Genomic DNA, 12640 nt, shown 5'->3' on the forward strand with positions numbered 1-12640 from the left:
GTAAAATTATTTTTATAAATATTAAATTAAGGAGATATTCTTATGTCGTTTAACGAATATATAAAAGATTTTCAAGTTATAAATTCTTCATACTTAGAAAAGTTAATAGAAGAAAAAGAAAAATTAATAGTATTTTTAGGTAGGTCAACTTGTCCTTTCTGTCAAATATTTGCACCAAAAATAAGTAAAGTTTCTAAAGATTTAGCAAAACAAACTTTCTTCGTAAATACAGAAGATTTTACCGATGAGAACTTAGCTATTTTTAGAGAGAAGCATAATATAAAAACAGTTCCAGCTTTATTTGTTTCTAAGAAAGGAAATACAAAAGTAGTTTGTGATTCTTCTCTTTCAGAAAAAGCAATAATTTCTTTTATAGAAGAATAATTAAAAATCTTAAATTCTATTTTATAGAATTTAAGATTTTTTTATTTTTTAGAAAAATAAAATAAAAAGACAAATTTAAAAAAAGTTTAATATTTTTTAAAATAATAGTGGAAAAAAGTGGGGAAGTGTGGTAAATTATATATTAAAGGTGGTGAGACGCGTGTTTATCGGTCAATATAACAATAAAATGGATAATAAAGGGCGTATTAGTATGCCTGTTAAATTCAGGGAAGAACTAGGAAATACATTTATTGTAACAAGAGGACTTGACTCTTGTTTATTTGGCTATACGCTTCAAGAGTGGCAAAAAATAGAAAGTAAAATTAAGTCGCTACCACTTACAAAGAAAAATGCTCGTGCCTTTCAACGTTTCTTCTTCTCTGGTGCAGTAGAAGTTGAAGTTGATAAACAGGGTCGAATAAATATTCCACAAGCACTAATTGAACACGCCAGTTTAGAAAAAGAATGTGTTGTCAATGGAGTATCCAATAGAATTGAAATATGGGATAAAGAAAAATGGCAAGTACAATTACTTGATAGTGAAATTACTTTTGAAGAAATGGCAGAAGAACTTGAAAATTTTGATTTTTAGTGGGGGATATTATGTTTAAACATTATAGTGTGCTACTTCATGAAGCAATAAGTGGACTAAATATAAAAGAAAATGGAATATACGTTGACTGTACTCTAGGAGGAGCAGGACATAGCTTAGAAATTTTAAAAAAATTAAAAAATGGAAAATTGTACGCATTTGACCAAGATGATTTGGCAGTTTCTAATGCAAAAATTAAATTGAAAGATTATGAAGATAAGGTAGTATTTATAAAATCAAATTTTGAAAATTTAAAATTTGAATTAGCTAAATTAGGAATAGAAAAGGTAGATGGAGTACTATATGATTTAGGTGTTTCATCTCCCCAGTTAGATACTCCAGAACGTGGTTTTAGTTATAACTATGACACTAGACTTGATATGAGAATGGATACTACTTCAGAATTAAGTGCTTATGAAGTTGTTAATAACTATAACTATAATGATTTAGTAAGAATATTTTATCGTTATGGTGAAGAAAAATTTTCTAAGCAAATAGCTAGGAATATTGAGACGAGAAGACTAGAAAAAAATATAGAAACAACTTTTGAATTAGTAGATATAATAAAAAATTCAATACCTGCCGCCGCTAGGAGAAAAGGTGGACATCCAGCAAAAAGAATATTTCAAGCCATAAGAATAGAAGTAAATAATGAATTAGGTGTTTTAGAAAATTCATTAGAACAGGCAATAGATTTGGTAAATATGGGAGGAAGAATTTCTGTTATAACTTTTCACTCTTTAGAAGACAGGATTTGCAAACAAATATTTAATGAGCATTTAAAAGAAAAAGATTTACCAAAAGGACTACCTATAATTCCAACTGAAAACAAAACTAAATTAAAAAATATTACAAAAAAACCAATAACACCTAGTGATGAAGAATTAGAAGAAAATAATAGGTCTAGAAGTGCTAAATTAAGAATAGTAGAAGTGCAGAAATAACCTAAGAAAGGGAACAAAAGTGGCAACGTTAAAAGTATATAGTAGAGAATACGGAGTTAAGAAAATTGAAGAAAAGGTTTCACTTACTCGTTCAGAATTAACCATATATATAGCTTTTCCAATTACAGTAATAGTTTCAATATATATTATGTTAAGTTATGTAGGTGATATATATTCGCTTAGAAATTTAGAAACTAAAAATAATAATGAAATTAGTAAGATAGAAAGTAGTAATGAAGAACAAAGAGTTATAATAAATGACTTGTCATCATATGAAAGAGTAAAGAAAATCGCAGAAATGTTAGGAATGGCTTCACATAAAGATAATGTAAAGGTAGTGAGATAATTGAGAAAATTAAGAAAACTTTTAACTTTAAAATTTTTAGAAGATCAGCAAAGTATTGAGAATGAATCAAATATATCTAAAAAAAGAACAAAAATGATATTTACAACTCTTTTTGTTTTTTTCTTTGTATGGATACTTATTTATAATATTGGTCAAATGAGTGTTTTGGGAACTATTAGAGGGAAGAATTTATCTGAAATCGCGGATAAGAAGTATAAAATAGACTCGGTATTAGAACCAAATCGCGGGAAAATTTATGATAGAAATGGTAATGTTCTAGCAGATAATATTGAATCGTATAAACTTATTGCTGTAGTTTCTGATAAGGCCTCTGAAGGTTTAGAAGATGATGCACCTAGAAAACATGTTGTTGATGTAAGTAAAACAGCAGAAGAATTATCTAAATTAATTAATCTATCAAAAGAAGCTATTGAAAAAATTTTAAAAAATGATAAAGCATATCAAGTAGAATTTGGAAGTTACGGAAAAGATATTAATGTAGAAACTAAAAGAAAAATAGAAGATTTAAAACTACCAGGTATAAAATTTGAAACAACTACTAAAAGATATTATCCTAATGGATCTCTTTTAGGAAATTTTTTAGGATTTGCACAGACTTCTAGTGATGATAGTGATTTAATTGTTGGTAAGTTGGGTATAGAAAGAGTTTTTGATTATTATCTCAGAGGTAAGAGTGGTAGAATAGTTTATGCAAGAGATGCTTGGGGGAAAGTAGTATCTAATATTCCAGCAACAGAGGTAAAACCTGTAAACGGGGCAGATTTATATCTGACAATAGATAAAAATATTCAAGGTTTTGTTGACAACACTCTAAAAGATATTCATGATAAGTATGAACCAGAGAGTGCATTTGCAGTAGTTATGAGTGCCAAGACGGGAGAAATACTTGGTATAGGGCAAACTCCTGCATTTAATCCTAATACGAAAGAAAATTTAGACAAGGCATGGACAAATGCAGTTTTCAATTCAGCTGTAGAACCTGGTTCTACAATGAAGACTTTTTCTCTTGCAATAATGATGGAAAATAATATATTTGACCCAAATAAATATTACAAATCTGGTTCCTATAAAGTGTATGATACTACTATATATGACCATAATAAAAATGGATGGGGTACAATATCTTATAGACATGGTTTTCAAGAATCTTCTAATACACTAATGTTGACTATGCTTGAACAACTAGGAAGAGATAAATTTAAATTAGGTCTTGAAAAATTTGGTTTTGGTAAAAAAACTGGCTCTTTGTATGAAAACGAAGCGTCAGGACAATTAGCTTTTAATAATGTGGTGTCAGCTTCTACAAGTGTGTTTGGTCAAGGTAGTACAGTAACTCCAATTCAAATGTTACAAGCAGAAACTGCAATATTGAATGAGGGAAATATGTTAAAACCTTACTTTGTAAAAAGGATACATGATAATTACCAAAATATTGATGTCAATGTGGGTCGAAAAGAAATTGTTGGTAATCCAATATCAAAAAATACCGCTGAAAGAGTTAAGGAAGAATTATATGGAGTAGTCAATGGAGAATGGTCAGCTGGGGGTAAAAAATATAGGTTAGATGATTATGTTGTAGCTGGTAAAACTGGTACTGCCGAAGTGGTTAATCCTGAAACAGGAGTCTACTACAAGAGTACATATAAAGTTATGCATTCATTTTTAGGTTATGCCCCTAGTGATAATCCTGAAATAGTTGTTTATGCAGTAATAAAATTACCGAGTAAAAAAGAAAATGAATCTTATAGCAATTCTGTAAAAGAATTATTTAATCCAGTCATGCAAAGTAGCTTAGACTATCTTAATATAAAAAAAGTTAACGAAAATATTTCAAAAGATACTTATTCAATAAATAACTACATAGGTAATAATATTAATAATAGTATAAATGATTTATCTACTAACACTAAAAATATAGTAGTTTTAGGTTCTGGAAATAGTGTAACAAATCAATTTCCATCTGCTGACAATATTGTTAATAAAAACGACAAGGTATTTTTATTAACTGAGGATACGCAATACATTTTACCAAACTTTAAAGGTTGGTCAAAAGCTGATGTTTTAAGATATGCAGAGTTGGCAAACATAAAAATTAGTATTGAAGGGAATGGCTATGTAAAAGAACAATCTATTTTACCTGGAAAGTATATTAAGCCAGATGAAGAACTAAAATTAAAATTATCTTAAGGAGAAAAAGATGAATATACAATTTGGTATAATAATATTATTTTTTTCATTTTTTGTAACAGTATTATCACTTCCAAGATTAATAAAATATTTGCACAAATTAAAATTTGGACAAGCTATTAGAGAAGAAGGCCCTAAAAGTCATATAAAAAAACAAGGTACGCCTACAATGGGGGGCATATCTTTTATAATAGCAATAACATTAACATTAGTTTTAGCTTCAATATTCAATGTAGAAAATATTAAATATTACTTTATTTTAATTTACACTACATTGTCATTTGCATTTGTAGGTTATATTGATGATATTCTTATTGTTGTGAAAAAAAAAAATAATGGACTATCTCCTAAAAAAAAATTATTTTTACAAATTTTATTTTCTGCAATTTTTTATATACTAATAAAAATCAGTTATGTAGAAGTTGATTATATAAATATTCCATTTATAGATTACAAGATTAATATGTATTTCTTATATATGATATTCGTTATTTTTTGGCAAACAGGATTTTCAAATGCAGTAAATTTAACTGACGGTCTTGACGGATTGGCAAGTAGTGTAACTATAATTACAACATTTGTTTTTCTACTATTTAGCTATAAAGAAAATAATTATCCAATTTTTATATTTTGTTTAGCAATAATAGGTGGCTTGTCTGGATTTTTAATTTTCAATAAAAAACCAGCAAAAATATTTATGGGGGATACTGGTTCTCTTGCACTTGGTGGTATTCTTGCAGCTATATCAATAATTTTACATAAAGAAATTGCATTTCTTTTTATAGGTTTAGTATATATATTAGAAACCATATCAGTTATGATTCAGGTTATATACTTTAAAAAAACAGGGAAAAGAATATTTAAAATGGCACCACTTCATCATCACTTTGAATTATCAGGTTATGGGGAAGTTAAAACAGTATATTTATTTGTAATAATAGCTTGTATATCTTCGCTTATAGGTTATTATTTAGGAGTAGTGTAATGAACATTGAAGAATTAGAAAAAATTAAAAACAAAGTAGTTTTAGTGTTGGGCTTTGCAAGAAGTGGCTATAAAACAGCTCTTGTATTAACTAAATTAGGAGTAAAGGTTGTTTTAAACGCTAGTGAAGATTTATCAGAGGATACTGAAGCACTTAGTTTAGAAAAATTAGGAGTTAAGCTTATCTCTGGAGGACACCATCTATCTTTATTAGATAAAATAGATTTAATAGTTAAAAATCCAGGAATACCTTATAATATAGAAATACTAGAAACAGCAAAAAATAAAAATATTCCAATAATAACAGAAATAGAACTAACAAGTTTACTTTTTAATAATAGAATAATAGGCATAACGGGAACTAATGGGAAAACAACAACTGCTAAACTAATTTATGAGATGTTAAGTCTAAAAAATAAAAAAGTCAAATTAGCGGGTAATATTGGATTTCCTGCCATAGAGGTAGCTTATGAAAATGGAGAAGATACAATTTTAGTTACAGAAATATCTTCTTTTCAACTTAATGGAACAGAGAAATTCAAGCCATATATAAGCCTTATTACAAATTTAGGAGAGGCACATTTAGATTATCACGGTAGTAAAGAAAATTATCAAAATATAAAAAAAAGGATATTTAAAAATCAAGATAAAAATGATTTTTTAGTTTTAAATATACAAGATAAAAATAATTATGAAGTAGAAAAGATAAATGCAAATATAATTTATTATAGCAGTAAAAATGATAAAAACGCAGATGCTTATGTTGAATCTGGCTGGTTAAAATATAAGAATACCGATATATTTGAAATATCAAAAGTAAAACTTCCAGGCCAACATAATTTAGAAAACATAATAAATGCTACTATTGTAGCTATATTAGAAAATGTATCTATTGCTGATATTCAGAAAATTGTGTATAATTTTATAGGAGTGGAGCATAGACTGCAGTATATTGGAGACATAGATGGTGTAAAATATTATAATGATTCAAAAGCAACTAATCCTGTGTCTACACTAAAAGCTCTATCAGGTTTTGAAAGAAATGTTATTTTAATTGCAGGTGGTAAAGATAGGGGAATAAATTTTCAAGAACTTGCTTCTGAATTGCATAAAGTTAAGTTGCTTATATGTTTCGGAGAAAGTAAGAATATCCTTATAAATCTTGCTAAAAAAAATAATATTAAGTATATTGAAGCTAGTAAAGTTGATAATGCTACTATCATAGCTTTTAAAAAATCTGAAAATGGAGACACAGTATTGCTTTCTCCCGCTTGTGCCTCTTGGGATCAGTATAAAAATTTTGAAGTAAGAGGTCAAGAATTTATTGATACCTTTAATAAAATAAAAAATAAAGAGTTGAATTAAAATGAATTTAAAATTTAATAAAAATAACTTTTTGTACAAGGCAGAACGTAAAAAGAAGTTTATAAGCGCTGTAGATAAATACAAAAACAAAAGAAAAAAAGAAACAACTATACTATTATCAATATTAACAATCTTATCTGCTATATTTATATTTTTCAACAGTAGCCTAGTAAAATTAAAAAACATTAATTTACAAGGTAATGTCCAGGTAGAAAAAGAAAATTTATTAAATGAAGTAGGAATAAATAATAATGTTAAAATTTGGGAAGTTGATGAAGATAATGTAAAAGATATAATATTAAAAAAATATAATATTGTATCTGAAGTTAATATTCAAAAAGAATATTTTCAAACTATAACTATTGCAATAAAAGAAAAAAAATTATTAGCTTTGGAAAAAAATGAGGATAATTCTTATAGTGTATTAATGTCTGATGGTCAAATATATGTAGGTAAGGTAAGCAACAGTAATAGTTTGCCTATTATTGAAAATTTTAACAATGAAGAATTTAAAAAGAATGAAATTTTAAATAATCTTTCAAACTTAAAGGTGGAAGTTTTATCTCAAATTTCAGAAATAACACCAGATAAACATAATAAAGATTTATCCATAATATATATGAGAGATGGTCAAAAAGTTAAGGTAACTACATCAATTTTTTCAGAGAAATTAAATTATTATTTTGAAATGGAAAAACACATAACAGATAAGACTAATACAACCTTAAATTTAGTCAATGGAGCTTATGTAGAAACTGAAAAAACTATAACTCAAAAAGAGTCAAAAATTAATAATTTATTAAAAAATAATATAAATATAAAAAATAATTCAACAAAAACTAATTAAACAATAAATATATAAAATCTTGTAATAGAAAGTCACTCAACAGGGTACGTCTTTTTATTACAAGTGTGTAAAAATATAAAAAAATTAAAAAAAAATTTGTATTTTCGTACTTTTTTTAATTGTTTTATGTTATAATCTATTGTATGTAATAATAATTGGCGTAATAGTGTCAATTTCATTATAAAATAATGGGAAATTTTAAGGAAGGAGTGTCTAACTTGAGTTCACAATTGTACACTGCACTTGATCTTGGCTCATCTAGTATAAAAGTAATAATAGCTGATGTAGTTTATGAAAAATTAAATATATTGGGTGTTGGTATTGTTAAAACTAATGCTATAAAACGAGGCAATATAGTTGATGTGGAAACAGCCGCAAAAGATATAGAAAAAGCATTAGATATGGCTAAAAGTGAAGCTAATAAAGATATTAGATCTCTTTATGTAGCAGTTCCAAGTATTCACACTCATATTAAGAAAAGTGTAGCTGAAATTAAATTTGATAATAAACACGATATTGACGGAAGAGACATAGAAGAGGTAATCGAAGAAGCAAAAGTTCTTCCTTTACCAAAAGAAAGAGAAGTAGTTCAGATAATTCCTGATTATTATAGAGTTGATGATATAGAGCATATTACCCAACCAAAAGGTATGACAGGGCATCATGCTTTTGAGGTTACTGGAAATAGAGTTATGACATCAAAAACACATTTACATACTATTTATAAAAGTATAGAAAAATTAAGAGTTGACTGTAATGAAACTTTTATAACTTCTCATTCATTGGGGGAACTTCTTATAAGTGACGAAGAAAGAGATTATGGTTCGGTTATAATTGATATTGGAGCAGGATTAACAACTGTAAGTTATTATGAAGACAATATATTACAATTATCTCAATCTATAGAACTTGCTGGAGATGATATTACTCGTATGATTTCTGATGTTTTAAATGTTTCATTTAAAAAAGCTGAAGAAATAAAACATAATCAAGGTCATAGTTTTTATGATTTAGCATCTAGTGATATAATAATAGACTTAGATAATTTAGAAGCTGACGAAGAACCCTTTACTCAAAAAGAACTATCTGATTATATAGAAGAAATAGTTGAAGAAATAATGCTTAGAGCTTTTGACGTTTTAAGAAAATTTGGTATAAATAGAGTAAAAGGAAATGTTGTATTAACTGGTGGGACAACATTAATGCCTGGTGTATTAGAATTAGCACGTGATATGTTGAAAAAAATGAATGTTAGAATTGGCACTCCAAAAATAATAGGAGCAAATTCTCCAGAATTATCAGTAGCAGTTGGAACCCTAACAAGTAGTTACAATATAGAAAAATTATTTGGATATCAAAGTTTTGCTGAGGTGGCTATAATAAAAGAAAGTACAAATACAGTATTTGAAGACTTAGAGGAAATAGAAGAAATTGGAGTATCTTCAGTTGAAACAGACAAAAATTCAGATGAATATTATGAAGATGAATATTATGAAGAAAAAGAAGAAGCAAGTGTTTTTGGAAAATTTAGAAAAAAATACAGTTCATTCTTTGAATAAGATTTAGGAGGATAAATTATAATGGTAAATAGCTTTTTAGATAGCGAATTTGGGCAAACAGCCAATATTAAAGTAGTGGGTGTTGGTGGTGGCGGTGGTAACGCCGTTGACAGAATGGTTGAAAGTGGTTTGCAAAATGTAGAATTTATTACAATTAATACAGATGCACAAGCTTTAAGACGTTCAAAAGCAGATGTAAGAATTCAAATAGGAGAAAAACTTACAAAAGGGTTAGGAGCTGGAGCGAATCCTGAAATAGGACGCAAAGCAGCAGAAGAAACAAAAGATAAAATAGAAGCCGCTTTAGAAGGTGCAGATATGGTATTTGTTACTTCTGGAATGGGAGGAGGAACTGGTACTGGTGCCGCACCTATAGTTGCTAGTGTAGCCAAACAATTAGGAGCTTTGACAGTTGGTGTTGTTACACGTCCATTCAATTTTGAAGGTAAAAAACGTCAAGTACAATCAACAGCTGGGATTAATGCGCTTAAGGGAGCAGTTGATACACTTATTGTAATTCCTAACGAAAGATTACTTGATATTGTAGATAAATCTACTCCTATGATGCAGGCCTTTTTAGAAGCAGATAATATTTTACGCCAAGGTGTTCAAGGTATTTCTGATTTAATAAATGTATCGGGTGCAGTTAATTTAGACTTCGCTGATGTTAAAGCTATTATGTCAGATCAAGGGTCAGCCCTAATGGGCATTGGTGTAGCTTCTGGAGAAAACAGAGCTGTTGAAGCCGCTAAAAAAGCAATTTCGTCTCCTTTACTAGAAACTTCAATTGTAGGAGCAAAAGGAGTATTATTAAATATCACAGGTGGACCATCGTTAAGTTTATTTGAAGCACAAGCAGCTGCAAGTATAGTTCAAGAAGCTAGTGATGAAGAAGTAAACATGATTTTTGGTACAGTTATAAATGAAGAATTAGAGCAAACTGATGAAATAATTGTTACTGTAATTGCTACTGGTTTTGATGAAGATAAAAATGATAGAGATTTATCTCAAAGAGCTAACATTGCATCAACATCATTTACAAGTAATTACGCTAAAGACGAAACAGAATCAGAAATGTTTCCTCGTCCTCGTAGAACAAGAAGAAGAGAATTGTAATATTAATTTAGGTGAAGAACTATTTAGTTTCTTCACTTTTTTTTGAAAGTATGTTATAATAACAAAGTTATATTCGGGGGATGTTTAGGATTCGACAGGGGCATTGGTCTGTTTGATTGCACGTAAGAGGCTCGGCTCTTTAAAAACGAAACAGTTTAAATATAACTGACAACAATAAATCATTAGCTTTAGCAGCTTAATTGCTAAAGGCTGGTTAATTGGTTTGACTATGACTAATATAACTGGTTCATTTAATAATAGTCTATAATTTATTACTTCCGTTTGCAGTGATAAGTAAGAATTTAATCAAACTCGTTTTTTACAGCCTGTTTACTGGCATAAGTAAAAAATTAAATTTAATAGGTAAACTAAACGTGTAGAAGTTAAATAGAGGTGTTTTTGGACGCGGGTTCAAATCCCGCCATCTCCATAAAATATCTATTTTCATAATATGAAAATAGATATTTTTTTATTTTATAAATAAAGTATTGATTTTTTTAAAAAAATAATATAAAATAATTCTTGTTAAAAATAAACAATAAGTTTTGTTTTACTAAACTTTATAAACAATAAGTTTTATTATACTTAACTAAGTATACATAAAGTTTTTTAATACTAAACTAAAAGGAGAAAAATGTATTCAATAGGCTATAGATTAAAAAAATTACGTATTCAAAAAGGATTAACTCAAGAAGAATTAGGAGAAAGAACAGATTTATCTAAGGGTTATATATCCCAAATAGAAAGAGACTTATCATCTCCATCGATGGAAACTTTTTTTGATATACTTCAAGTATTAGGTTGCGAACCAAAAGATTTTTTTGATAAAAAAAGTGCAGAACAACAAATTCTTTATAAAAAAGAAAATCAAACACTTTATGAAGAAACAGATGATTATTATAAATTGAATTGGCTGGTGCCAGAATCAAATGAAAAAGAGATGGAGTCTTTGATATTGACCTTATCAAGTAAGAGTAGTTATAAAACTTTTTCTCCATCTGAATCGGACACTTTGTGCTATATCTTAAAAGGAAAATGTATGTTGACCTTTGGTGAAAAAGAATATGTTGCAGATACCAACGAAACATTTTATTTTACGGCTACGGATAATCATACCTTATCAAATCCTTTTGAAGATGAGTGTAAAGTATTAATAGTAGCGACAAATTCATATTTATAGGAGGAAAAAATGACAAATATTGTTGAATTTAAAGATGTATCAATGTCTTTTGGTAATAATAAAGTTTTAAAAAATATTGATTTAGAAATTGAAAAAGGAAAATTTTACACATTATTAGGCCCCAGTGGTTGTGGTAAAAGTACAATTCTAAAATTAATTGGTGGTTTCTTACAACCTACAAGTGGTCAAGTAAAAATTTCTGGAAAAGTTGTTAATGATGTTTCAGCAAATTTACGTCAAGTAAATACTGTATTTCAAGACTATGCCTTATTTCCTCACATGAATGTTTTTGAAAATATTGCTTTTGGATTAAAGGTAAAAAATGAAAAAAAAGAAATAATAGAAAAAAAAGTAAAACAAGCTTTAAAATTAGTAAACTTATCTGATTTTGAAAAACGTGAAATTTCTGAAATGAGTGGAGGGCAAAAACAACGTGTTGCTATTGCTAGAGCCATAGTAAATAAACCTGAAATAATTTTGTTAGATGAATCGTTATCAGCTTTGGATTTAAAACTTCGCCAAGAAATGCAATATGAATTACGTGAATTACAACAACAAACAGGTATAACATTTATTTATGTAACTCATGACCAAGAAGAAGCATTGGCAATGAGCGATTATATTTTTGTAATGAATAATGGAGAAATTCAACAAAGTGGTAGTCCTTTAGATATTTACGACGAACCAGTAAATAGATTTGTTGCTGATTTTATTGGCGAATCTAATATAGTAAATGCGGTAATGTTAGAAGATTATTTAGTTGAAATATACGGCAAAGAATATGAATGTGTAGATGCGGGCTTACCTAAAAATAAAAGAGTTGAAGTTGTAATCCGTCCAGAAGATTTAGAAATTACTTCAGTAGAAAAAGGAAAAATAAAAGTTGTTGTAGATACCCAACTATTTAGAGGAGTTCATTATGAAATTTGTTGCTTAGATGATCAATATAATGAGTGGATAGTTCACTCTACAAAAGTAGCAGAAGTAGGAAAAGCTGTTGCTCTTGATTTTGAACCAGAAGCAATTCATATCATGGTTCCTGGAGAAACAGAAGAAGAGTTTGATGCACGTTTAGAAGCATACGAAGAGGAGGAATAAAAGTGTTTGATAAAAAG

12 protein-coding genes and 1 other RNA gene are annotated in these 12640 nt (G+C 28.2%); all 13 read left to right on the forward strand.

Features of this window, described 5'->3' with window-relative positions; translation table 11 throughout:
* Positions 1 to 42 precede the first annotated feature (42 nt).
* Positions 43 to 384, forward strand: coding sequence for a thioredoxin family protein (locus KMP11_RS03260; protein WP_215756479.1), 342 nt, complete (start codon positions 43 to 45; stop codon positions 382 to 384).
* Positions 385 to 544: 160 nt separating this feature from the next.
* Positions 545 to 976, forward strand: coding sequence for a division/cell wall cluster transcriptional repressor MraZ (gene mraZ / locus KMP11_RS03265; protein ID WP_216280096.1), 432 nt, complete (start codon positions 545 to 547; stop codon positions 974 to 976).
* An 11-nt stretch (positions 977 to 987) separates the two neighbouring features.
* On the forward strand, positions 988 to 1920 hold the full coding sequence (rsmH, locus tag KMP11_RS03270) for a 16S rRNA (cytosine(1402)-N(4))-methyltransferase RsmH (protein WP_216280097.1): 933 nt from the start codon (positions 988 to 990) through the stop codon (positions 1918 to 1920).
* A gap of 19 nt (positions 1921 to 1939) precedes the next feature.
* Positions 1940 to 2266 (forward strand): cell division protein FtsL, encoded by a 327-nt coding sequence (locus KMP11_RS03275; RefSeq protein WP_215756482.1) that lies wholly within the window; start codon positions 1940 to 1942, stop codon positions 2264 to 2266.
* Positions 2267 to 4474 carry a penicillin-binding transpeptidase domain-containing protein gene (locus tag KMP11_RS03280; protein ID WP_216280098.1) on the forward strand — a complete coding sequence of 736 codons (2208 nt, stop codon included), beginning with the start codon at positions 2267 to 2269 and terminating at the stop codon, positions 4472 to 4474.
* A gap of 10 nt (positions 4475 to 4484) precedes the next feature.
* Positions 4485 to 5459, forward strand: coding sequence for a phospho-N-acetylmuramoyl-pentapeptide-transferase (gene mraY, locus KMP11_RS03285; RefSeq protein WP_215756484.1), 975 nt, complete (start codon positions 4485 to 4487; stop codon positions 5457 to 5459).
* Positions 5459 to 6823, forward strand: a complete 1365-nt coding sequence (murD, locus tag KMP11_RS03290) for a UDP-N-acetylmuramoyl-L-alanine--D-glutamate ligase (RefSeq protein ID WP_216280099.1) — start codon at positions 5459 to 5461, stop codon at positions 6821 to 6823. The genes mraY and murD overlap by 1 nt, the downstream gene beginning before the upstream one ends.
* Before the next feature lies 1 nt (position 6824).
* The gene (locus KMP11_RS03295) at positions 6825 to 7670 is read left to right on the forward strand and encodes a cell division protein FtsQ/DivIB (RefSeq protein WP_216280100.1); all 846 of its coding nucleotides are present in this window, start codon (positions 6825 to 6827) and stop codon (positions 7668 to 7670) included.
* Positions 7671 to 7879: 209 nt separating this feature from the next.
* Positions 7880 to 9229, forward strand: a complete 1350-nt coding sequence (ftsA, locus tag KMP11_RS03300; RefSeq protein ID WP_253195978.1) for a cell division protein FtsA — start codon at positions 7880 to 7882, stop codon at positions 9227 to 9229.
* 21 nt (positions 9230 to 9250) lie between these two features.
* The gene (gene ftsZ, locus KMP11_RS03305) at positions 9251 to 10345 is read left to right on the forward strand and encodes a cell division protein FtsZ (RefSeq protein WP_215756488.1); all 1095 of its coding nucleotides are present in this window, start codon (positions 9251 to 9253) and stop codon (positions 10343 to 10345) included.
* 76 nt (positions 10346 to 10421) lie between these two features.
* Positions 10422 to 10778, forward strand: a transfer-messenger RNA (tmRNA) gene (gene ssrA / locus KMP11_RS03310).
* A gap of 201 nt (positions 10779 to 10979) precedes the next feature.
* Complete coding sequence (locus tag KMP11_RS03315) at positions 10980 to 11525, forward strand: helix-turn-helix domain-containing protein (RefSeq protein ID WP_215756489.1); 546 nt, start codon at positions 10980 to 10982, stop codon at positions 11523 to 11525.
* A gap of 9 nt (positions 11526 to 11534) precedes the next feature.
* Positions 11535 to 12623: an ABC transporter ATP-binding protein gene (locus KMP11_RS03320; RefSeq protein ID WP_216280102.1), complete on the forward strand. Its 1089-nt coding sequence runs from the start codon at positions 11535 to 11537 to the stop codon at positions 12621 to 12623.
* Positions 12624 to 12640: the final 17 nt, after the last annotated feature.

The sequence above is a fragment of the Gemella sp. zg-570 genome, assembly GCF_018866345.1.
Taxonomy (GTDB): Bacteria; Bacillota; Bacilli; order Staphylococcales; family Gemellaceae; genus Gemelliphila.

Coding starts and splice junctions, on each gene's coding strand:
- KMP11_RS03260 (WP_215756479.1), top strand. CDS start 43: ATGTCGTTTAACGAATATATAAAAGATTTTCAAGTTATAAATTCTTCA.
- rsmH (WP_216280097.1), top strand. CDS start 988: ATGTTTAAACATTATAGTGTGCTACTTCATGAAGCAATAAGTGGACTA.
- mraY (WP_215756484.1), top strand. CDS start 4,485: ATGAATATACAATTTGGTATAATAATATTATTTTTTTCATTTTTTGTA.
- murD (WP_216280099.1), top strand. CDS start 5,459: ATGAACATTGAAGAATTAGAAAAAATTAAAAACAAAGTAGTTTTAGTG.
- KMP11_RS03295 (WP_216280100.1), top strand. CDS start 6,825: ATGAATTTAAAATTTAATAAAAATAACTTTTTGTACAAGGCAGAACGT.
- ftsZ (WP_215756488.1), top strand. CDS start 9,251: ATGGTAAATAGCTTTTTAGATAGCGAATTTGGGCAAACAGCCAATATT.
- KMP11_RS03315 (WP_215756489.1), top strand. CDS start 10,980: ATGTATTCAATAGGCTATAGATTAAAAAAATTACGTATTCAAAAAGGA.
- KMP11_RS03320 (WP_216280102.1), top strand. CDS start 11,535: ATGACAAATATTGTTGAATTTAAAGATGTATCAATGTCTTTTGGTAAT.